This is a genomic window from Agrobacterium bohemicum (genome assembly GCF_002896715.1).
Classification (GTDB): domain Bacteria; phylum Pseudomonadota; class Alphaproteobacteria; order Rhizobiales; family Rhizobiaceae; genus Agrobacterium; species Agrobacterium bohemicum.
Map to the genome: position 1 here is coordinate 27280 of NZ_PGEL01000020.1, position 22265 is coordinate 49544.

Annotated in this window: 21 protein-coding genes; 13 read left to right on the top strand and 8 right to left on the bottom strand. The window is 57.1% G+C overall.

What is annotated here, in order from left to right; genetic code table 11:
• Positions 1-56: 56 nt before the first annotated feature.
• Positions 57-1181 (top strand): CobW family GTP-binding protein, encoded by a 1125-nt coding sequence (locus CUC55_RS05495; RefSeq protein WP_103087200.1) that lies wholly within the window; start codon positions 57-59, stop codon positions 1179-1181.
• On the opposite strand, the gene CUC55_RS05500 is transcribed toward CUC55_RS05495, so the two are convergent.
• The 6 genes from CUC55_RS05500 to CUC55_RS05525 all read right to left on the bottom strand — a co-directional run bounded on the left by CUC55_RS05500 (position 1178) and on the right by CUC55_RS05525 (position 6994).
• Complete coding sequence (locus CUC55_RS05500) at positions 1178-2104, bottom strand: ROK family protein (RefSeq protein WP_103087201.1); 927 nt, start codon at positions 2102-2104, stop codon at positions 1178-1180. The two genes, CUC55_RS05495 and CUC55_RS05500, sit on opposite strands and share 4 nt — an antisense overlap.
• 29 nt (positions 2105-2133) lie before the next feature.
• On the bottom strand, positions 2134-3315 hold the full coding sequence (locus CUC55_RS05505) for a M20 aminoacylase family protein (RefSeq protein WP_103087202.1): 1182 nt from the start codon (positions 3313-3315) through the stop codon (positions 2134-2136).
• Between the two features lie 72 nt (positions 3316-3387).
• Positions 3388-4170 (bottom strand): amino acid ABC transporter ATP-binding protein, encoded by a 783-nt coding sequence (locus CUC55_RS05510; protein ID WP_067652090.1) that lies wholly within the window; start codon positions 4168-4170, stop codon positions 3388-3390.
• Positions 4167-5090, bottom strand: coding sequence for an amino acid ABC transporter permease (locus CUC55_RS05515; protein WP_103087203.1), 924 nt, complete (start codon positions 5088-5090; stop codon positions 4167-4169). Before CUC55_RS05515 ends, CUC55_RS05510 begins: the two co-directional genes overlap by 4 nt.
• Complete coding sequence (locus CUC55_RS05520) at positions 5087-5977, bottom strand: ABC transporter substrate-binding protein (protein ID WP_103087204.1); 891 nt, start codon at positions 5975-5977, stop codon at positions 5087-5089. Before CUC55_RS05520 ends, CUC55_RS05515 begins: the two co-directional genes overlap by 4 nt.
• Before the next feature lie 54 nt (positions 5978-6031).
• Positions 6032-6994, bottom strand: a complete 963-nt coding sequence (locus CUC55_RS05525; protein ID WP_067652099.1) for a substrate-binding domain-containing protein — start codon at positions 6992-6994, stop codon at positions 6032-6034.
• A 99-nt stretch (positions 6995-7093) separates the two neighbouring features.
• On the opposite strand from CUC55_RS05525, the gene CUC55_RS05530 reads away from it, so the two are divergent.
• Complete coding sequence (locus CUC55_RS05530; RefSeq protein ID WP_103087205.1) at positions 7094-8422, top strand: aminotransferase-like domain-containing protein; 1329 nt, start codon at positions 7094-7096, stop codon at positions 8420-8422.
• On the top strand, positions 8394-9263 hold the full coding sequence (locus CUC55_RS05535) for an MOSC domain-containing protein (protein ID WP_082760313.1): 870 nt from the start codon (positions 8394-8396) through the stop codon (positions 9261-9263). Before CUC55_RS05530 ends, CUC55_RS05535 begins: the two co-directional genes overlap by 29 nt.
• On the opposite strand, the gene CUC55_RS05540 is transcribed toward CUC55_RS05535, so the two are convergent.
• A complete protein-coding gene (locus CUC55_RS05540) occupies positions 9264-10934 on the bottom strand; it encodes an FAD/NAD(P)-binding protein (RefSeq protein ID WP_103087206.1) in 1671 nt (556 codons plus the stop codon).
• 161 nt (positions 10935-11095) lie between these two features.
• Here CUC55_RS05540 and CUC55_RS05545 point away from each other — a divergent pair, with 161 nt between their 5' ends.
• The 7 genes from CUC55_RS05545 (at position 11096) to CUC55_RS05575 (ending at position 18093) form a co-directional block, all read left to right on the top strand.
• Complete coding sequence (locus CUC55_RS05545; RefSeq protein ID WP_067652107.1) at positions 11096-11812, top strand: SDR family NAD(P)-dependent oxidoreductase; 717 nt, start codon at positions 11096-11098, stop codon at positions 11810-11812.
• A 55-nt stretch (positions 11813-11867) separates the two neighbouring features.
• Positions 11868-12797 carry a transglycosylase SLT domain-containing protein gene (locus CUC55_RS05550; RefSeq protein ID WP_103087207.1) on the top strand — a complete coding sequence of 310 codons (930 nt, stop codon included), beginning with the start codon at positions 11868-11870 and terminating at the stop codon, positions 12795-12797.
• Between the two features lie 203 nt (positions 12798-13000).
• Positions 13001-14146: an ABC transporter ATP-binding protein gene (locus CUC55_RS05555; protein WP_067652113.1), complete on the top strand. Its 1146-nt coding sequence runs from the start codon at positions 13001-13003 to the stop codon at positions 14144-14146.
• Between the two features lie 68 nt (positions 14147-14214).
• Positions 14215-15069 (top strand): carbohydrate ABC transporter permease, encoded by an 855-nt coding sequence (locus CUC55_RS05560; RefSeq protein ID WP_425352754.1) that lies wholly within the window; start codon positions 14215-14217, stop codon positions 15067-15069.
• Positions 15069-15890, top strand: a complete 822-nt coding sequence (locus CUC55_RS05565; RefSeq protein WP_103087209.1) for a carbohydrate ABC transporter permease — start codon at positions 15069-15071, stop codon at positions 15888-15890. The genes CUC55_RS05560 and CUC55_RS05565 overlap by 1 nt, the downstream gene beginning before the upstream one ends.
• Positions 15891-15931: 41 nt before the next feature.
• On the top strand, positions 15932-17224 hold the full coding sequence (locus CUC55_RS05570) for an ABC transporter substrate-binding protein (protein ID WP_103087210.1): 1293 nt from the start codon (positions 15932-15934) through the stop codon (positions 17222-17224).
• A gap of 68 nt (positions 17225-17292) precedes the next feature.
• Complete coding sequence (locus CUC55_RS05575; RefSeq protein ID WP_103087211.1) at positions 17293-18093, top strand: phosphodiesterase; 801 nt, start codon at positions 17293-17295, stop codon at positions 18091-18093.
• Position 18094: 1 nt separating this feature from the next.
• Here the strand turns inward: CUC55_RS05575 and CUC55_RS05580 are convergent, their stop codons facing one another.
• Positions 18095-19006, bottom strand: a complete 912-nt coding sequence (locus tag CUC55_RS05580) for a helix-turn-helix domain-containing protein (RefSeq protein WP_067652128.1) — start codon at positions 19004-19006, stop codon at positions 18095-18097.
• A gap of 152 nt (positions 19007-19158) precedes the next feature.
• On the opposite strand from CUC55_RS05580, the gene CUC55_RS05585 reads away from it, so the two are divergent.
• The 3 genes from CUC55_RS05585 to CUC55_RS05595 all read left to right on the top strand — a co-directional run bounded on the left by CUC55_RS05585 (position 19159) and on the right by CUC55_RS05595 (position 22237).
• Positions 19159-20388 carry an ABC transporter substrate-binding protein gene (locus tag CUC55_RS05585; RefSeq protein WP_103087212.1) on the top strand — a complete coding sequence of 410 codons (1230 nt, stop codon included), beginning with the start codon at positions 19159-19161 and terminating at the stop codon, positions 20386-20388.
• A 179-nt stretch (positions 20389-20567) separates the two neighbouring features.
• On the top strand, positions 20568-21386 hold the full coding sequence (locus CUC55_RS05590) for a carbohydrate ABC transporter permease (RefSeq protein ID WP_425352755.1): 819 nt from the start codon (positions 20568-20570) through the stop codon (positions 21384-21386).
• Positions 21386-22237 (top strand): carbohydrate ABC transporter permease, encoded by an 852-nt coding sequence (locus CUC55_RS05595; protein ID WP_103087214.1) that lies wholly within the window; start codon positions 21386-21388, stop codon positions 22235-22237. The genes CUC55_RS05590 and CUC55_RS05595 overlap by 1 nt, the downstream gene beginning before the upstream one ends.
• Positions 22238-22265 lie beyond the last annotated feature (28 nt).

The following is a 22265-nucleotide window of genomic DNA, read 5'->3' on the forward strand; positions in this document are numbered from 1 at the left end:
GGAATTGCACTCAGGCTTAACTTTCAATGTAATGTTCTAACACTACAGGTCGCATCATGGTACAGGATCGCATACCGGTCTCCATCATCACGGGNTTTCTCGGTGCGGGAAAATCGACGCTGCTCAACCAGCTTCTGAAAGACCCTGCGATGCAGGACGCGGCCATCATCATCAACGAGTTCGGTGATGTCAGCATCGACCATCTGCTGGTGGAGCGGTCTGGCGACGGCATCATCGAGCTTGCCGAAGGATGCCTGTGCTGCACCGTGCGCGGTGAATTGGTGGACACGCTGGCCGAACTGATGGACGGCATTCAGACCGGCAAGCTGNAAAAGATCAACCGGGTCGTGATCGAGACGACCGGCCTTGCCGACCCTGCGCCCGTGATGCAGTCAATCATCGGCAACCCGGTCATTGCCCAGAATTTCTCCTTGAATGGCATGGTGACGGTGGTGGATGCCGTGAATGGATTGTCCACGCTCGACCACCACAAGGAAGCGGTCAAGCAGGTTGCAGTCGCGGACCGTCTGGTTTTGACCAAGCAGACGCTTAGTTCGGAGGCGCAGATTGCCGCGCTGACCGAAAGACTAGCCGCCATCAACCCGCGTGCGACCATCGAAGATGGTGATCGCGAAGGCTGGCAGGCTGAGGCGCTTTTGGAAAACGGTCTTTACGATGCGGCAGAAAAGACGGGCGATGTCAGCCGGTGGCTGGGTGAAGAAGCCGGTCACGATCATCATCACCATGGGCATCATCACGATGACCACGGGCAACACCATCACCACCATGATGTGAACCGGCACAATGCCGCGATACGCTCGTTTTCGATTGTGCATGAGCAGCCGATTGACCCGATGGCGATCGAGATGTTCGTTGATCTCTTGCGGTCAGCACACGGCGAGAAGCTGTTGCGCATGAAGGCCATCGTTCAGCTTTCCGATAACCCCGACCGGCCGCTGGTGCTGCACGGCGTACAATCCANTTTTCACCCGCCGCAGCGGCTGGCCGCGTGGCCAGACCCTTCCGACCGGCGGACCCGCATGGTTCTCATCACCGATGATTTGCCGGAAGCCTTCGTCAAGGATCTGTTCGGTGCTTTTACCGGTGCAGTCCGCATCGACAGGCCAGACCGGCAAGCTGTTATGGATAACCCGCTTGCGGTTCCGGGTATGCGGTTCTAGAGCGATTTCACTCGCAGCCCGACNAAATCGAAGCCGAGCACGGCTGCACCGACAAGGCCGGGCTCGATTGTGCATTGCGCCTGCACCACGAGAGGGCGGGAAAACCGACGCAGAATGCGGGCGCGCACGGCTGCATCCAACGCCTCAATCAGTGCCGACGAATTGGAGAGGCCCCCACCCACCGGGATGATGGTTGCGCCGGTAACATTGACCACCAGTGCCAGCGGGCCGGACAGCATGTCGATATAGACGTCCAATGTGCGGGTGGCTTCCGCTTCGCCAGACTGCCAGCTTTTCAAGATATCCTCGGCGGACATGCTTTTTCCTGTGAGATGGCTGTGCAGNTTTTCCATGCCGCGAGCGCTGCAAATGGCGTCGAGACATCCCTCCAGCCCGCAACCGCAGGGAAAGCGCGGCAGGTCCAGCGGCGGATTGCCGGCGCGCGTGGCGGCAACCGGACCATGGCCCCACTCCCCGGCAAAGCCGCCCGCGCTGTTGATGAGCTTTCCGTCAACCACGAGTGCACCACCGACGCCGGTGCCGAGGATGACGCTGAACACCACGTGATGGCCACGCCCTGCGCCGACGCCATATTCAGCCAAGGCGAAGCAATCGGCATCATTGGCGATGATGACAGGCAAGCCGAGCGCTGCCTCCAGATCGGCTTTCAAGGGGCGATCATGGGCGCAGGGTATGTTGGCAATGAAGGACTTGTCGGTATCCGGATCGATGATGCCGGTAATCGACAGCGCGATGCAATCGGGGGAACCGCCGACCTCGGCGATGGCAGATTTCAACACCGAAACGAAGGCATCGAAATCATGGATCGGGGTCTGCCGCCGTGCGAGCGGCCGCACATCATCCAGGCCCCAGGCACCAGCACCCTTGATGGCGGTCCCGCCAATATCGAAACAGACGATCAAATCACAGCTCCCGATGTAAATCGGGGCTCTTATGCCAGATAACGTTCCGCAAGTCTCGCCCACATGGCAGCGCCGACGGTGAGGCTTGCATCGGCNAAATCATATCTCGGGCTGTGCAGGATTGCGGAATTCATGCCATTTCCAAGCCGCAGGAAACTTCCGGGCTTGTGTTCCAGGAAACAGGCGAAGTCTTCGCTACCGGGAATGAGCTGGCAGATCGAGACATTGTCGGCGCCGACGAGTTCTTCCGCAACCATGCGGGCAAACGCGGTTTCCTCTTCCGAGTTGACGACCACGGGATAGCCGCGCTCGTAATCGATCTCTACGGATGCGCTGAAACCATCGACCACGGCGTGCGTCAGCTTGGTAATCCGCTCATGCAGTAGTTCGCGGATAGCAGGATCGAAAGAACGGATGCTGAGCGCAAGCTTGGCGTATTCCGGTATGACATTGACCGCCTCTCCCGCATGGATCGTGCCGACGGTGACGACCGCCGTCTGGGTGGGGTCGATGTTGCGGGCAACGATGGTTTGCAGCGCCACGACCAGATTGCAGGCAACAACGATGGGATCGATGGTGAGATGAGGCCGCGAAGCATGGCCGCCCTTGCCCTTGATGGTGATCTTTGCCGTATCCGAAGACGCCATCATCGGGCCGGACCGCAAAAGAAGCTTGCCTTCAGCGGCACCGGGGTGATTGTGCAGACCGAAAATGGCGTCGATGGGGAAGCGCTCGAACAGGCCGTCATCGATCATCTTCTGCGCGCCGCTCGGCTTGCCACCCTCCTCCGCTGGCTGGAAAATCAGCGTGACCGTGCCGTTGAAACGGCGTGTTCTGGCCAGATGTTGCGCCGCGCCCAGCAACACGGTGGTGTGGCCATCATGGCCGCAAGCGTGCATCTTGCCCGGCACCTTGCTGGCATAGGGCGCTCCGGTTTCCTCTAGAATGGGAAGTGCATCCATGTCGGCGCGGATGCCGATGCTTTTCTTGCTTTCGCCGACCGTCAGCCGTGCCACGACACCATGACCGCCAACGTTGCGCGTGACCTCATAACCCCAGCCTTCCAGCTTTTCTGCGACGTAGCGCGCCGTCTCGGCTTCCTCGAAGGAGAGTTCCGGGTTGGCGTGAAGATATTGCCGCGTCTCTATGAGTTCGGATTCCATATCTGCGAAATCAGACACACGGGTATAGGCATTGTCGAGCACGGTCATGGGAACTCCAGTTCGGAAAAGCATGTGAAGACGCTGACCCGGCCAACTCGTCCGGGGCAGCGCTGACGTCGTTCAGAGAAAGCGCGCCAGAAAAGCCTGCGTACGTGGGTGCTGGGGATTGCCGATCACCTCTTCGGGCGTCCCCATCTCCACGATGTGGCCGCCATCCATGAAGACGACGCGATCCGCCGCTTCCTTGGCAAAGCCGATTTCGTGGGTGACGACGATCATGGTCAGGCCCTGGCGTGCAAGGTCACGCATGGTGGACAGAACTTCGCCGACCAGTTCAGGGTCGAGCGCGGATGTCGGCTCATCGAACAGCATCAGCTTAGGCTTGATGGCAAGCGCGCGGGCAATCGCCACCCGCTGTTGTTGGCCGCCGGAAAGCTGGCGTGGATAGTTGTCCGCTTTGTCGGACAGTCCGACTTTTTGCAACAGCTCCCGTGCATAGGCCATGGCCTGTGCCTTGCTTTCACCGTGCACGCCGACCGGCGCTTCGATGATGTTCTGCAACGCCGTCATATGCGGATAGAGGTTGAACTGCTGGAACACCATGCCGATGTTGCGACGTTGCGCGGCGATGGCATTGCCGGACAGCTTCTCCAGCTTGTTGTTGCGGAAGCGATATCCGATCTGCTCCCCACCCACTTCGATAGAACCGCGATTGATCGATTCCAGATGGTTGATGCAGCGCAGGAAGGTGGATTTACCGGAGCCCGAAGGGCCGAGAACGACCACGACTTCTCCCGGAAACACCTCGAGATCGATGCCTTTGAGGACTTCAAGCTGATCGAAGGCCTTGTGGACATTACGGGCGCGCACGAGTGGCTGTTTTTCATGATTTGCAGCGGTCATGGCGTCGCCTCCTGCTGAACGGCGGGTGCTTGGGCAGTGGCCGTGCGACGGTCGCCTCTGCCATAATAACGCTCGATATAACCCTGGCCAATATTAAGAACGGAGGTGATCAGCAGATACCAGATGACCGCGACCATCAGCATCGGGACGATTTCAAAGGTGCGGTTGTAGATCGACTGGACCGAGTAGAGCAGATCAGCCATGGCGATGACGCTGACCAGCGAGGTCGCCTTGATCATGCTGATCAACTGGTTGCCGGTTGGCGGGACGATGGAGCGCATGGCCTGCGGAATGATGATGCGCCACAAAGCGCGCGCCTTGGTCATGCCGAAGGCTTCCGCCGTTTCTGCCTGACCTCTATCGACGGAGAGAAGGCCGCCGCGGATGATCTCGGCCATATAGGCCGCTTCGTTGAGTGCCAGCCCGACGATGGCAGCCGTCATCGGCGTGATGACCGAGTTGGTTTCCCAGCTGATCAACGTTGGACCGAAGGGAATGGAGATGGAGATTTCTGGAAACAATGTGGAAAGATTATACCAGAAGATAAGCTGGACAAGCAGAGGCGTTCCACGGAAGAACCAGACGAATAGCCCGGACAGCGAGCTTGCCAGAACGTCCTGAGACATGCGCGCGACTGCCAGCAAAAGGCCCAGAACGACGCCGATCAACATAGCCACGACCGTCAGCCCGAGGCTGACGGAGAGACCCTGCATAACGGTAGGGTCNAAAAAATACTGCGCGACAACAGGCCAGCCGAAGTTTTCGTTGTTGGCGACGATCCATGCGAAGTTGGTGGCAATCAGGATGGTGATGAGCCAGAGCGTGACCCGACCCGTTTGAAAAGGGCGATGGGCATTTGCCACATCGCGCGGGTCCGCACCGCCGGGAGGCGATGCGGCGTGAGCCTGAGCCGCACTCATTTCTTTTCAACTCCCACCAGATTGATGCCCGGTGTTTTGATCTCGTTGTTTGCGAGACCCCANTTTTTCATGATGGTGCCATAGGTGCCGTTATCGATGAGGACCTTGACGCCATCCCGCNAAATTTCGCCCAATGGCGAGCCCTTGGGCACGACGGCACCTTGAAACAGGTCATCGAAGCCATTTTTCTCACCCACGCCGGTGAGTTCCAGTTGGCCATTGGCCTGCGAGACAAAATAGGTCAGCGGTGCCTGCGACGAGAAGAAAGCGTCGGCGCGCTTGGAGCGAACCGCCAGAATGGAGCTTGGCTGGTCGGTGTAGGACTTAACCTCGACAGGTTTCTTGCCATCGGCCGTGCATTTTTCGACCTGCGCCTTAATGACTTTTTCGGCCGAGCCGCCAGCCATGACCGCAATGCGGGTGCCGCAGGCCGTGTCCAGCGAGACGATGCCCTTTGGATTGCCCTTCTGTACGGCGAAGACGACGAATTCCTGGACCCAATCCACGAAGTCATTGGCTTCCTGACGGGTCTTGAAATCGCCCACGGGGCCGAATGCGAACTGGTATCGACCGGAATTGACGCCAGACAAAAGTGCTGGAAGACCGCCGACCGTGGCATGTTCGATCTTCACGCCGAGCAATTGACCCAGAGCGTCTGTGAGGTCGGCACTTGCACCGGTCAGTTCAGTTCCCGTGACGATTTCATAGGGAGGAAAAGAACCGTTATTGACGGAAATCATCTTGCCGTCGGTGCGGATTTTCTCCGGCAGGCGGGCATTCAGCTCCTTATTGAGTGTCTGTTGTGGAATGGCTGCATTCTGCGCCAGCACTGGCGTAGCAAGAAGCAAACCCAGAAGAGCGACGGATGTGGTCAATTTCGAGTACATGGCATTCCCCNTTTTTTGTTTAACTCGGAAGATCGTCGTGTTTGAATTCTCGTATCAGCGGCCAGCGGCATGCATTGGAAAAAGGTCCGCAGGCGAAAGCAGGCGTGGCAGGATTTTCTGCTCGTGAAGTTCCAGAGCGAAATCGGCGATCATTTTTTCGTTGGCTTCGAAGCCATTAACGCTCCACGACGGAGAAAGATCGGCAGCACAACGGCGCAACTCATCGATCATCCACGGCGTCGTGTCGGCATATTTCTCGCGCTTTTCCAGCCACATGCGCTGGGACGCATCCAGTAGCTCGCTCAATTCATCCATGATCCACGGATGCTCGTGCACGATTTCGGCCTTGAAACCAATCAAATGCATGCCCGGCACATATCCGACATCATTGAAATAATCGACTTCGGCAGAGCGGTAATCGTCAAGCACCTGCCGCAGGGTCGAGTCCTTATCGAAGAAGCCTTTGGGCATGAAGGGTGTGAACACGGCGTCCAGCCCGCCATCCTCCAGCAGATCGACCATCGGGCGCTCACCGGGCACAGCTTCGATACGACCGGAGCGGCCAAAGCCATCGAGACGATCGGTGATGGGGTGATCTTTCGTCAGACGTCCAGCATACCACATCGCGTCCTCGACGCCGACGCCTTCGCGACGAACGGCTGCACGGGTCCAGGTATTGCCGGAATCCCGCCAGCCGGTAACGCCGATCTTCTTGCCAGCGAGATCCGACAATTGCCTGATGGAACTAGCCTTGCTGGTGATGATGCAGCGATGACGGAAACCGCGCATGATGAAATTGGGAACGCCGACCACGCTTTCATCCCCGTCGTGACGCATTTGCGCATAACGGCTGAACGATGTTTCGGCAGCATCATAGGCAGTCTCGGTCGCGACATTGGAGACGAGCGTTCCCACACGGTCAACTTTGATATCGAGGCGGGGCGAGGACACATCTCCAAGGACCAGCGGGGTCATATAGTCCCAGTCACGGAGTGCAAGGCGAAGCGTCACGGTCATGCTGAATGCTCACNAAAAAATCTCGGTAAGCAAAAGTTAAATGTTCAAATTACAAACATCAAATGTTATTACGTTATTGAACATTTAAAGGCAAAAATTTTGAGCAACACCTTCACGGCATCACGGCTTGCCGNAAAAATAGCCGACAGAACCATTCGCGGTATTGCACTTGAGACGAGCGCCCTCATCCGCGCTGGTGTTCTGCCCGTGGGCACACGGCTGCCGTCCATCCGCGATCTGGCTTATGAGCTGGGCATAAGTCCCGCAACGCTTTCCGAAGCATGGGCGGATTTGCGCCGCCACAAGGTCATAACGGGGCGCGGACGAAACGGCACCTGGGTCAGTGGCGACCGCTTCATTGCCAAGCCGGAACGCTTTGCCAGCGCCGGGAACTATGCCCCCAATGCGCTGGACCTGACCCTTGCCGTTCCCGATACAGCATTTTTGCCGCCATTGGCCGAAGCTCTCGCCCATGCCGCGACGGTGGATAAACTCAACGATTACGAACGCAGCCGCATCATTCCCGAATTGCAATCAGCCGTCAACGAGCGTTGGCCCTATCAGCCGGAGGCCTTTCTGGTGACGAATGGCGGCTATAATGCCGTCTACACCGCCATCCGCGCCCTCGTTTCCCCGGGCTCGGCCGTTGCCATCGAAAATCCGACAGCGATGCGGCTTCTCGACATTCTGGAGGATTTCGGGGTCAAGATTATTCCCGTGATGTGCGATGAACAAGGCCCGACGCCAGCATCCCTGCATGCAGCACTTCGGGAGCGCCCGACCGTGTTCGTTTTTCAGCCGCGCCTGCACTCCGTGACAGGACAGACCGTCAGTGCAGACCGGATGGCGGAACTGGGAGACATTTTGCAAGGGAGTGAAACGCTGATCATCGAAGATGACGGATTGGGCGACATTTCTACAGCCCCCGCCCAGTCCTTGGGCAATCGTTTTCCCGACCGAACCATTCACATTCTGTCCTACTCGAAGACGCTGGGGCCGGATCTGCGCCTTGCGGTGCTGTCCAGCTCAGCATCGATCGTGGAGCAGATTCAGTCGTACCGCGCTTTCAGCGCCGGATGGACGAGCCGCGTGCTACAGGGAGCAACAGCCTGGCTTTTGCGCAATCCGCAAAGCTGGGAGATCGTTGCACAAGCCCGCGCCGCCTATCAGCATCGCCGCGATGGTCTGACGGATGCCCTGACGTCGCGGGGGATCGATATACGTCCCGGCAGCGGCCTTTGCATCTGGCTGCCGGTGGCTTCCGAGCCCTTTGCCACGGTCACGCTGGCGGCCCGCAACATTGCCATCAACCCCGGACGAAAGTTCACACTTCTGCCCGGAGACCATATCCGAATTGCCACATCCACGCTGAGCGAGGAGAAATGGGACAGCGTCGCGGATGCTGTGGCCTTGGCCAGCGCGGTGTGAGTGTAAAGCACATGGCGAACGTCGATTTCGACGATGGAACCAGCTCTCCACAACACAGTTTTCTGTCCGACATAGAAATGAAAAGATCGGAATTGCATTGACATTATTGGGGACGGTCGAGGAAATCTGGCGCTATCCGGTCAGTTCGCTCAGTGGGGAGCAATTGACCTCGGTAGAGATCGAAGCGGACGGAATTCCGAGCGACAGGAACTGGTGTGTCGTTGATGCCCAATCCGGCAACGCCGCTTCTCCCGAAAAAGAAGAGCGCTGGCGGCCCGCGCTGTTCCTGCAATCGCGTCTGGCTGAAACTGTTCCCGAAATTGGCTTCCCGGATGGAAGCTGGCTTGCGGTAACAGACCCGGAAACAGGATTGAAGCTATCGCAGCATTTCGGCTTCGCCGCTGCCGTTTGGCCCTACGAAAAGGGAAAGGCACCAATGCGCGAAGACCATCGCGTTGCCGTCAACAGGTATGAGCCAAGTCCGTTGCATCTGATCACGACCAGCTCTCTTGACCATCTCTCCAACCTCATAGGGACGGAGAAAGTTCACAGCAAACGCTTTCGCCCGACGATCGTGCTGAGAACACATGGTGACGCTGAGTTTCGTGAGAAGGCGTGGATTGGCCAGCGTCTACAAATCGGGGCCCATATTGCTGCTTTGGCATCCGAGGAAACNAAAAGATGCGGATTAACGCTGATCGCCCAGCCGGAAATCACAGAGAACCCTGAAATTCTCCGTACCATTCTTCGCCAGAACCGACGCAATTTCGGCATATACGGGTCTATCGAAACCGCTGGTGTCGTTGCCATCGGTGACAGCGTTCACCTGATCGACACCTGATCAGGCGACTTCGAGTGCCGGAGTTGCGATGGTTTCCAATATGGCCTGCGAGACCGTGTATCCGATATCGCGAGCGCTGGTGATGCCCTGGACGAACGGAAGTTTGTGCAGCAGGAATGCAATCGAACCGCAATAGAGCTGGTTGGTCAGATTGTCATGGAAGATCGGCCTGAACTTATCGTCCAGATCGATACCACCGGTCCGCACGAACTGATCGTCAACACTCACCATTGAAGACGCTGTCGTGGTCGTCGCCTTGAGAACGACACCCTGNTTTTTCAGAGTCGGGAATGGGATATCACGCGCCGACAGCGTGTGCTGGCCGGTGGCATCGATGAAGGCATAGAACTGAAGGCTATTGCCGTTGCTGTGAACGACAGCGCCCCGTTCGACGGCCTTGTTGTCGATATCGCTCTCATTGCCCAGCGCCAGAATGTCGAGTTTACCGGCGCGATGAAGCGCCAGCAGGCGGCGGATCGACGCGTGCGGAACGGTGGCGTAATCGTCAACGAAGACCGTCTTGAAATATGTATGAAAGCGTTCGAGGTCTTTTTCGTTCAGATGCGGGATAGCTAAGGCGATGACTTCATGCATGCGCNAAATGGCATAGCGCCATTCCACCGTATATTTACGCACCTTGTTGGCTTCAGCTTCAGCCAGATTGCGCGCCGCCCATGCGAAAGGCGGTGTGGTTTCGCGATCATGGAAATACGCCTTGGCGATGGTCTCCACGGTCAGCTGCGAAAGGCCGATATGTGAGGCGTACTCAGGATCGCAAAACACCAGCTCGGCCTTGAACAGTTCAAATACCGCATTCAGCAGATCATGACGGCGTGTGGCGATCAGATTCTGGATGGCTGTTTCCGTGCAAAACTGGAGCGGTCTGTAGGGAATTTCGCCATAGAAATCCGCCTCCGGCAAGACGCCCTTTCGCGACATCATCGTTACATGCAGACCTTCCGTGTCAGGAAGAGCGTGATATTGCAGATCACCCTGCTCATCGAGGAGGAATGAGCCATGCGCGGTGGCAACTGTGATCAAAGCGTCGATACCGCTCAAGGACGTGCCTAAAATGCCGACCTTGCAAGGCTTGATCGATTTCAGCACCGGCGCTGGCCAANGGGATACGTAATAGCCAGGCTTGATCTCGGTCGTCTCAGGNAAATCGTGACCGGTTGCCATGACCACGTGATCGAAAGCAAACTCCAGACTTTCGCCATCCGGTGCTTTCACGCTCAGGCGAATGTCTGTCGGTCTTAGCTCGATGTCGGCTACGCGGTGCGATGCCTTCACCTCAATCGTGTGGCCGTTGGATCTGCCGATATTCAGAAGCTGCAAAAACTGCGCGTACAGGAACTCGCCCAGAACAACGCGTGGATAAAACTCACGCTCGTCTATGCTGGCACGCTCTACGCCAAAACGTTGCAGTTCCTCATCCGTCTGGCGCAAAAGCCATTGCATCAGGGTCTCGCAGACGGGCGGCAACTCGATACTTGCGATATTGGAAAGCATGGCACGGTCGTTGAGCGCCGGATGATAAGGTGTCCCTTTGCCCGGATCCGATTCACTTTCAAAAACAGTGATGGAAAGTGGTTCGGATTTTCCGACCAAGCCCTTCAACGTGTATATTCCCGTTGGGCCAGAGCCGATGATGGCAATTTTAGGTGTCATATGCAGAATAAACCCCGTGACGCAGCGCCGACTGACGCCTGTTACAAACCGGAAGACACCTTCGAAGTTCCCTCGATAGAGGCGATGGACATGAGATAATCTTTATTCGAAAGAGAGGTTGCAATGGTGAACATAGATCGTTCGAACTCGTTTCCTGTTTTATGAGAACATCCAGCGATCCACTCCTCGCGTCCCTGCCTCCCGGTTTTGGCGCGGTCGTCATTGGTGCAAGCGGCGGCATCGGCTCCGCGCTGTGCCAGCATTTGCAACGGGAGCCCCATGTCGGCAAAGTCTTTCCGCTGTCGCGCAGCGAAGGGCAGATCGATCTTCTGGATGAAACCAGCATCGAGAAAGCCGCACAACAGCTCCAGGGCAAATCTATCCAGCTTGTGATCTGCGCAACGGGGGTGCTCGACGTGGACGGACATCCCCCGGAAAAATCTCTGAAGCAGGTGGACCCGGACATCATGCTGCGGGAATTCAGCATCAATGCCGTCGGTCCCGCACTGATCGCCAAACATTTTCTGCCTTTACTGGATCGCAAGGAGCGAAGCATCGTCGCGTTTCTGTCGGCGCGTGTCGGCTCCATCGGGGATAACAGGCTGGGCGGGTGGATTTCCTATCGCGCTTCGAAAGCGGCCCTCAACCAGATCGTCCGCACCACCGCGATTGAATATGCAAGAACGCATCCCGATATGGTGCTGACGGCGATCCATCCGGGGACCGTCAGAACGAATTTGTCGAAGCCTTACGCCGGTGGTCACCGCACTGTTTCGCCAGACGAAGCGGCGGCCTCCATTCTCAGCACGCTGAATACGCTCCGCCCCGACGCATCAGGCGGTTTCATTGCCTATGACGGCAGCGCAATCCCCTGGTAGAAACAGACCTCCGCAATAGCGACAATCTCGAAAAAGCAGGCGAGTAAATTTCAGCATGAACTTCAACAACCTGACCACCGCAGGATTGATCGCGCTGGGGGCTCTGCTCAGCCTACCGANTTTTGCGACGCAGGCAGCAGTGGGTGCAGAGGATGACGAGGCAGCGTGCCTTTATGAGCGAAGCCGGGGCGCGCACAACATCTGCATCCGCAAGAGTTCGTTCAATACCGATCTGTGCCGGACAATGGCGCGTTTTGCCGAAGAAAATAATGTCCCGCCTGCCTTCTTCGCGCGTCTGATCTGGCGCGAAAGCCTCTTTCGTGCAGAGGCCTTGAGCTTCAAGGGCGCGGAAGGCATAGCCCAGTTCATGCCCGCAACCGCCAAAAGCCGCGGTTTGGTCAACAGCTTCGACGTAATCGACGCTCTGGAGGCATCCGCATCCTATTTGAAGGAACTGGAAGGGCGCTTCGGAAACTTCGGTTTTGCTGCAGCAGCTTACAATGCCGGTGAGAACGGGCTTGCCCGTTTCCTCACAAATGGGCGCCTGCCGACAGAAACGCGTGACTATGTGNTTGCCATCACAGGGCATACCATCGAAACATGGCGTGACGCCCCACCGGGGATCGCTGCACCCGAACTTGACGATACCCTGCCGTTTCAGGATGCGTGTCTGGCACTTGCCGAAACGCGGCGCATGCAGGAACCGGTTTTCAGCGGCTCCGCAGACTGGGCTCCCTGGGGTGTCCAGCTTGCGGCGCATTACCGTCCAGCGGTCGTGGAAACATTGTTTACGAGAGCGATCAGCCGGCTGCCGTCTCCCATCAACGAGGAGCGCGCCTTGATCGTTCGGCAGCGCGGCGGCAACTTCGGAAACCGCCCGCGCTACGCGGCAAGGATAGGGCGGGAAACACGCGCCGAAGCCAACCTTCTGTGTGAGCAGATCAGAACTGCAAAGGTTGCCTGCACGGTTTTGCGGAATCGGTAAGCCACCGGCGTCTTGGCCGTTTCAAAAGATTGCACGAACGGAACTTCACCGCCGGACGTTGCTTTTTTCCTATTTAGCAACGCAAGGAGGTATGACCTGCAACCACAGGTCATCAAGACCTGTTTTCGTTACGGAATCTTCTCAAAACTGTCGCAAGGCCGTCATCTGACCGCTTCATACGCGCCTTTGAAAAGGAGCGCAAAATGCAGCCTCAGTCACTTACACTCTCTGGAATTGGTAAGGGTTTCGGAGCCGATGACGTGCTCAAGGGCATCGATCTGTCCATTCGTCCCGGCGAATTTTTGTCGCTGGTCGGCATGTCGGGTTGCGGCAAGTCCACCTTGCTCCGGATCATCGCTGGTCTCGAAGCTGCGGATCGCGGCACTGTTTCAATCGGCAGCCGTGATGTTACGGATGTCGATCCGGCGGATCGAAACCTCGCCATGGTTTTTCAGTCCTACGCGCTTTATCCTCATATGAGTGTCTACGACAATATCGCGACTCCACTGAGAATGCGTCGCCTCTCCTTCTGGGCAAGGTTGCCGCTGGTGGGACGCATGGCCGCAAACGCCGAAACGTTGCGTGACATCGACGCTGCGGTAAAGGATGCAGTCGAGGTGCTTCAGATCGGCCATCTGCTCGACCGTCGCCCGGCACAACTGTCCGGTGGCCAGCGCCAGCGCGTGGCCCTTGCGCGTGCACTGGTGCGTTCGCCGGCTGCATTTCTGATGGATGAGCCGCTATCGAACCTCGATGCCAAGCTGCGCGCGCATATGCGTGGAGAACTGACCAGCCTGCACGACCGCCTTGGCGCGACCTTCGTTTACGTCACGCATGACCAGATCGAGGCGATGACCATGTCCGACCGGATCGCCCTGATGTCGGAAGGCCGCATCGAGCAACTGGGCACGCCGGATGAGCTTTATCAACAGCCCGCGACACTGACGGTTGCCCGCTTCATCGGAACACCGTCGATCAATCTGTTGCCGGTGGAAATCGGAGCATCTGGCGAGATCGTGATGTTTGGACGAAAGCTTGGGCTTGGAGCGCACAGCGTTGCGGCAGGTCCGGCCACTCTCGGCATCCGTGCCGAAGATATCTTCCCATCTGCGGAAGGCATTGAAGCACGTATTGTTCGGACCGAAACGCAAGGGGCTGACCGCTACGTCATTCTTCAACTGATCGACGACACCTCCATCAACCTCATCATGCGCCAGAGGGCCGGTGACACCCTCAATGCCGACGATGACGGCAAGGTTCGGCTGGGATTTACAAAGACACATGTGCATTTGTTCGGCGCTGACGAGAAACGCTGCGAAGTGATGTTGCAAGAGCAGGTGCCGGCGTGAGTGCGGTTGTTCCAGTCTCTGCGGCCCTGTCAGACGAAAAATTGAAAAGCTCATCGACAGCGCGTCGCATGGCGCGGCGTGGTATTTTCTTCGTTCTTCCGGCAGTCCTGTTGCTGCTGGCGATCTATATCATTCCGATGATCGTGCTTGCCGTCTTCTCGGTCACGGATTACCAACTGGGCGCGATTTCTACGAATTTTGTTGGTCTGGCAAATTTCCACAAGGCATTCAGCGACCCCGTCTTTCTGCGCGCCATGGCCAATACCGTGCTCTATGCCGTCATCGTTATTCCCGTTGGTGTCTTCCTCGCTCTCGGCATTGCACTACTGGTTTATAACCGCAAGCGCAGCCGCGCCTTCTGGGAAATCGCCTACTTCCTGCCTGTCACCGCGACACTTGTCGCCATGGCAACCGTGTTTCAGTTCCTGCTGCATCCCTCCCTTGGCCCGGTCAATGCGGCCATCAAATGGATGGGATTTGAGCCCGTGGGCTTTCTTTCAAACCCTTCCCTGCTCATTCCGACGATGGCCATTATCGGCATCTGGCAGGTTCTCGGCTTCAACATGGTTCTGTTTCTGGCCGGTTTGACAGCTATTCCCAAGGACTTGCATGAGGCAATCCGGCTGGACGGCGCAAAGAACCCGATCGACCGCTTTTTCAAGGTGACGTGGCCGATGCTGGGACCAACGACAATGTTCGTCGTCGTCACCACGTCGATTTCCGCCTTCAAGGTTTTCGAGACCGTGGCGGTTCTGACAAAGGGGCGGTCCGGGTCGGAAGTGCTTTTGTTTGCACTTTATCTCGAAGGTTTCGAATACTCCAACACGGGTTACGCAGCAGCCCTGACGCTGANTTTTCTGGCAATCGTTCTGGTTCTTTCAATCGGCCAGACGGTGCATATGGACCGGAAGGTGCATTATTGATGGTCGCTCTTCGCAAATATCTGCCGCACCTCATTCTGGCCGTTGGCGCATTCGTGATGCTGCTACCGNTTTACTGGATGTTCCTGACGTCGATCCGTTCGCCGGCGGAAATCTTCAGCGTATCGCTGTGGCCGATACCGGAGAAATTCGCGGCCATCGATAACTACACGCGCGCGGCCAGCCAGGTGCCGATGTTGCGCTTCATGCTGAACGGCGTGATCGTCTGTTTCGGCATTCTCATCGTTCAGGTGCTGACGGCGGTTCCCGCCGCCTATGCGCTGGCAAAACTTCGTTTTCCCGGTCGCAAACTGTTGCTGACGCTGGTGATTGCGGCACTCTGCGTACCGATCCAGGCGCTCGCCCTGCCGCTGTTCGTCGGTTTGGCGAAGGCGCAATTGCTGAACACCTATTTCGCAATGATGATGCCGTTTCTGCTTTCGGTCTTTGCGATCTTCCTGTTCAACCAGTCCTTCCGCAGCTACCCCAACGAGGTCATAGAAGCGGCCCGCATGGATGGTTTTTCGGAGCTGGAAATCTGCTGGCGTCTGGTGCTGCGCGGCTCTTTGCCATCGCTTGCAGCGTTTTCGGTCTTCTCGCTGGTGGCGCACTGGAACGACCTCTACTGGCCGATGATCGTCGTCACCGATACCAATCTTGCCCCGCCGCCGCTTGGAATGCTGNTTTTTGCCGACGTCGAGTCCGGCGCGAACTACGGCGCGCTGATGGCGGGAGCGACGATCATCACGGCACCCATGGTCATCTGCTTCCNTTTGGCCAGACGGCATTTCATCGCAGGCATCACCATGACCGGCGTGAAGTAACTTCCCTCTCCTTCCTCCCAACAGCACCTCTGGAGAACGACATGNAAATCAACCGACGGACCGCACTTGGCGGCCTGGCCCTTAGCATCGCTCTTGCCGGCGTTTCAACGCCGAGCTTTGCTGCCGACGTAACCCTCAACGTCCTTTACAATCTGCCGGGCTTCACGAAATTCCATCAGCCGCTGGCCGATGAATTCATGAAGAACAACCCAGACATCAAGATCAACTTTCTGGCTCCGGCACCGGGCTATAATGACGGCCAGCAGCAGGTGCTGCGCGCTGCCGTGACCGGCAATCTGCCGGATGTCTATTTCTCCGGTTACAATCTGACGGCAGAACTGGTGCATGCACTCGTTCCGCGCAAGCAGATCACAGACCTGGCGCCGTTCATCGAAGCCGAAGGCGGTCAGTCCTTCCTCGACAAAAACTACACGCCGAACATGGCGGCACTGGGCAAGATCGACGGCAAGCAGTACGGCCTGCCCGTCAACGCCTCATCGCCAATCATCTACGTCAATGCCGAACTGGTGCGCAAAGCAGGTGGTGATCCTGCCAACATGCCGAAGACCTTCGACGGCTTGATTGCGCTTGCCAGCAAAATCCACCAGCAGGATACCAAAGTCTCTGGAATGGGCTACGACATCAACCTGTGGCCGGATGACTGGCTGTGGCAGGCGTTGATCACCCAGCAGGGCGGCAAGCTGGTGGATGAAGCAACCAAGACTGTCGGCTTCAACAACGAAATCGGCCTCAACGCCCTCAAGCTCACCCGTCGTTTCGTCACCGAAGGCGGCCAGAACCTGTTAGATTGGGACCAGTCCCGTCAGCAATTCGGTGCTGGCCTGACAGGCTTCATCTTCTCCACGCCTGCGCATGTTCAAACCATCGAAGCACTGGTTGGCGACCGTTTCGAGCTGAAGACCTCGACCTTCCCGCTCGACAACCCGGNAAAGGGTGGCGTACCGACAGGCGGCAACTCGGCTGTGATGTTGACGCAGGACAAGGCCAAGCAGGATGCTGCCTGGAAATACATGAAGTGGATCACCGGTCCTGAAGCCCAGAACGTTATCGTTCGCATCACCGGCTACCTGCCAACCAACAAGCTCGCCATCGGCCCCGATTTTCTGGCACCGTATTATGCCGAGCATCCAAATGTGAAGACCGCTTCGTTGCAGGCAGAGCGTTCGCTTCCATGGGCTGGATATCCGGGCGGTGACTCCGTTCGCATCTGGCGCACCCAGCGCGACATCATCGGCACCGTGATGCGCGGCGAAGTGACACCGGAAGACGGCCTGAAGCAGATTGTCGAGCAGACCAACGGCTTGATGAAGTAAACGACGACATTGATTAATGGCTGCGGGGAGTGNCCCCGCAGCCAACCCTATTGCCTGAAAGCTCCGCCATGNAAATCATCCAGATCACCGATACGCACCTCATGCTTTCCGGCCAGTCCGTGAACGGCGTCGATCCTGAAAAGCAGTTGCGTGCCGCTGTGACCGACATTCTCGACAAGCACATGGACACGGATCTGCTGGTCATGACGGGTGATCTCTGCAATTTCNGGGACCCGGAGGCCTATGACATTCTTCGCGATATTCTTGCGTCCGTCCCATTCGACGTGCGGCTGATGCTGGGTAACCATGACGACCGACCGAATTTCCGGGTCGCCTTTCCAGAGCATCCCCATGACGAAAACGGCTTCATCCAGTCTTTTATGGATACGGATTTCGGACGTCTGATCTTCCTAGACAGCCACGAAGCTGGCGTCATCGGTGGCATATATGGCGAAGACCGCATGGCGTTTCTTGCAGATGCGCTGGAAAATGCTGGCAATCTGCCGGTAACGGNTTTCATCCATCATCCGCCGATGGACTGCGGCATTGCCCACTTCGAGAAGATCGGGATGCACGATGACGGTGCTGTCATGCGTAAGCTTGCGACCCATAAGGGTGGCATTCGGCATATCGTGTTCGGCCATATTCATGTGCCGTTAGCCGGCACAAGTGCAGAAGGCATCGCCTTCAGTTCGGGCCAGGCATGCGCCCATCGCTTCATTACCGACCTGACCAGCCCTATGCCTTTCTGGACCGGCGGCAATCCATGCTACCGCATCATCACGCTCGATGCACAGGGCTTTCGGGCCTACGGCATTGAAGTGGGTGAGGTGGTGACGGGGCAGGCACCGGTCTGCGACGGGCCTTAACTTAAACCTTGCTGCGCATACTGGCGCGGTACTGCTTAGGCCGCATGGCAAAACGCTCCGAGAATGCTTGATAAAAGCGGGAAATCGAGCCAAATCCGGACTCAAAAGCCACATCCGTAATCGGGAGATCGGTTGCAATCAGCAGGGACTGGGCCGTGTCGAGACGGTGGCGGATAATGGCCTGGTTGATGGTCATGCCGACAGCACGCTTGAACACCGACATGGCGTAGTTGGGGTGCAGNCCCGCATCTCTGCCGACATCTTCGGAGGAAATCTCGCTCAGTGCATTTTCCGCGATGTAGCGCAGCATGCGCTCCACATGCTCCATGCGTTCACTGTCATTGGCGCCGAGGCTCGCTATGGCCGAGCCTTCTTCGCGCAGATCGCGCCAGCCATCACGCTCGATGCGAAGCACGCGCGCGCTCAATTCGTTGCGCACGATCTCAATGAGACCTTCTTCACCAGAGCGCAACTCATCACGCCATCGCTGAAATATATCCTGGTCGTAGGAGCGCAGTTCCAGCGCTTCGATCATGGCGCCACGAAACACCGCATCCCTGAAACGGGTCAGGCTGGCAAGACCAAGAAAGAACGACATGGGAATGTAAAGGCAGACGAAGGCCGTCCCTTCCGCACGCTCGATCACCTGATGTGGAATCATACCCCAGAACAGGCACAGTCGCCCCTTGCCAATGGAAAGCTCGCGCCCGTCGAACCAATAGGTCATCTGCCCTTCGAGAACGAAATTCAGCTCCACTTGACTGTGCATGTGCGGCCCGGCCATGACCTGCACCAATGATGTTTCGCCAGCGCAAAAGCGGTGATCGCCGAAGACAACCAGCGGATGCCGTGGGTCGTGCTCTGGATGCACCGGCACGGATTCATCGCGCCGGGCAAGCTGTATGGACACCATAATCTTAGAATCCTAGAGAAACTATCCGGAATTTCGGTAGCTTATTGCGGGTTTCGGTCAGATGTTCAAGCCGAACTTGGATTTGGCTTGGGAGGGCGTGCTTATGGTTCACATTCTCCACGGCGACATGTCACGGTCATAGGGAGGAAAACATGACCCTTTTTAAAAGCCTCAGCGGAGTTGCCTTGTCGGCAGCGCTGTTCTCATCTGCCTTCGCGGGCGAGATCACCATCAATTCCGACCACTCGGACCCTGTGCCGAAGAAGGCCATGGAAGAGCTGATCGCCGACTTCCAGAAGGCCAATCCTGACGTGACAGTGAAGTGGAACAACTTCGATCACGAAGGCTACAAGTCTGCCATTCGCAATTTCCTGACCGCAGATGCCCCTGACGTCGTTGCATGGTATGCAGGCAACCGCATGGAGCCTTTCGTCAAGGCTGGTCTCTTTGAAGACGTGACGGATGTCTGGACTGCGAACAGTCTGGAAGACCAGTTGAAGTCCGCGTCTCCTTCCATGACAATCGACGGCAAGAAATGGGGCGTTCCCTACACCTACTATCAATGGGGCATCTACTACCGCAAAGACATTTTCCAGAGCCAAAGCATCACGCCGCCCAAGACGTGGGACGAGCTTCTGGCTGCATCGAGGAAGCTGAAAGACGCTGGCATCACGCCGTTCACCATCGGCACCAAGGCACTGTGGCCAACGGCTGGATGGTTCGACTATCTCGACCTGCGCATCAACGGCTATGATTTCCACATGGAGCTGACATCGGGCAAGGTCCCCTATACGGACCCGCGCGTGAAGGCCGTGTTCGAGAAATGGGCCGAGCTGGTCAAGCCGGGCTATTTCATTGNAAACCATGCCGCTATCGACTGGCAGGATGCCGTTCCGCAGTTGGTGCAAGGCAAGGCAGCCATGTATCTGATGGGCAATTTTGCCGTTGCCACATTCAAAAACGGTGGACTGAAAGAAGAGCAGATCGGCTTCCTGCCCTTCCCGGAAATCACCGCTGGTCTTCCCGTGGCCGAGGAAGCGCCAACCGATACGTTCCACATTCCAAAGGGCGCGAACAACAAGGACGATGCGAAGAAATTCCTCGCCTATGTCGCATCACCGCAAGCGCAGACGAAAATGAACGCGACGATGGGTCAGCTGTCCGTCAACAACAAGGCGGAAAAGCCCACGGACCCGTTCCTCGAGGCTGGCTTCGACATGCTCTCCAAGGCAACTGCCATCGCACAGTTCTATGATCGCGATGCGCAGGCGGAAATGGCCAAGGCCGGTATGGAAGGCTTCCAGGAATTCATGGTCAAGCCCGACAAGATCGACGCCATTCTGGCACGTCTCGAAAAAGTCCGCGCCCGCGTCTATAAATAATAACCCTTCCTCCCAGCTCCGGGTGCCGTAAGAGGCACTGCCCAGGCACCCGGCCGCTTTCTTATATATATTTTCCCAAAGGTGCCGCCGTGAGCAACGCCGTTTCACCACCGCCCAGTTTCTGGAAACGCAATCAGCAAAAACTAGCCCCCTGGCTCTTTCTCGCCCCCGGCTTGTTGATGTTTGTCCTTTATGTTCTGGTGCCAATTTTCCAATCCATCTGGATCAGTTTTCATGACTGGGACGGAATGGGTGAGATGAGCTGGGTTGGCTTTGGCAATTATGCCGAGCTGCTTCAGGACGACACATTCTATGTCTCGCTNAAAAACAACATCATCTGGCTGGTGCTGTATCTCCTGTCCATTCCGGCAGGCTTGGCAGTGGCGTTGTTTCTGAACCAGAATGTGCGCGGCATCCGTCTCTATAAATCGCTGTTCTTTTTCCCCTTCGTCATCAGTCAGGTCGTCGTCGGCTTGATGTTCACCTGGTTCTACGCACCGGATTTCGGGCTGTTTTCCAAGCTTCTGGAACGGCTGACCGGCCAGCAGATCGCGATCCTCGCCGACGAAAACTACGTGACCTACGGCATCATCGTTGCTGGCCTCTGGCCCCAGACAGCCTATTGTATGATCCNTTATCTGACGGGCCTCAACAACATCAATCCCGAGCAGGTGGAAGCCGCGCGCATGGATGGCGCCAAGGGTTTCAAACTGTTGTGGAACATCATTCTGCCGCAGCTGGCGCCCGCAACCTTCATCGCCATGGTCGTCACCGTCATCGGCTCGCTGCGCTCCTTCGACCTCGTCTCCGTCATGACCGCTGGCGGTCCCTATGGCTCCAGCTCGGTGCTCTCCTANTTCATGTATGAACAGGCGCTGTCGGAATACGGCTTCCGCATGGGCTATGGCGCAGCCATCGCCGTGGTCCTGTTCCTCATCATGATGATTTTCATTACGCTCTTCATCGTGCGCATGCTGAGCCAGGAAAGGAATTCCTGATGTTCCCCGCACCCATTCAGACAGCCTCACCCCTCATTCGCTGGGGCTACAAGATCATACTGCCGATTGCGCTCATTCTCTGGCTTTTGCCATTGATCGGCGTGGCGATCACATCCGTCAGACCGGCAGGTGATTTTGCCGCCGGCAATTACTTCGGCATTCCCTCGGGCTTTGCCGGCGTTGAGAACTACACGGCAGTCTTCCGGGATTCGCCCATTGGGCTCTATATTCTGAACTCGTTCAAGGTCACGATCCCGACCGTCATCGGCGCTGTTGCACTGTCCTGCCTCACCGGCTTTGCGCTGGCAGTCTACAAGTTCAAGGCCAACCTGCTGCTGTTCTTCATGTTCGTGGCTGGCAACTTCATTCCGTTCCAGATCCTGATGGTGCCGGTGCGTGACATGACGTTGCGGGCCGGTCTTTACGATACGACCATGGGCCTTGTGCTGTTCCACGTCGCGTTCCAGACCGGGTTCTGCACCCTGTTCATGCGCAATTTCATCAAGGGGCTCCCCTTTGCGCTGATCGAATCCGCGCGTGTTGAAGGCGTGTCGGAATGGAAGATTTTCCGCCATATCGTGCTGCCGCTGATGCGCCCGGCCATTGCGGCGCTCTCCGTCCTCGTCTTCACCTTCGTGTGGAATGATTATTTCTGGGCCACGGTTCTGGTGCAGGGACAGCACGCCATGCCGGTGACCGCCGGTCTCTATTCTCTGAACGGACAATGGGTTGCCGCCTGGCATCTGGTTTCGGCAGGCTCGCTGGTTGCGGCTCTGCCGCCCGTTGCCATGTTCTTCATCATGCNAAAGCACTTCATTGCCGGACTGACACTGGGAGCGACCAAGGGATGAGCCATATCATCACAATCGGCAAAGGAAG

Excerpts from the sequence above, each read along its gene's own strand:
- CUC55_RS05555 (WP_067652113.1), top strand. The coding sequence starts at position 13,001 with ATGCAGCCTCAGTCACTTACACTCTCTGGAATTGGTAAGGGTTTCGGA.
- CUC55_RS05545 (WP_067652107.1), top strand. The coding sequence starts at position 11,096 with ATGAGAACATCCAGCGATCCACTCCTCGCGTCCCTGCCTCCCGGTTTT.
- CUC55_RS05510 (WP_067652090.1), bottom strand. The coding sequence starts at position 4,170 with ATGACCGCTGCAAATCATGAAAAACAGCCACTCGTGCGCGCCCGTAAT.
- CUC55_RS05525 (WP_067652099.1), bottom strand. The coding sequence starts at position 6,994 with ATGACCGTGACGCTTCGCCTTGCACTCCGTGACTGGGACTATATGACC.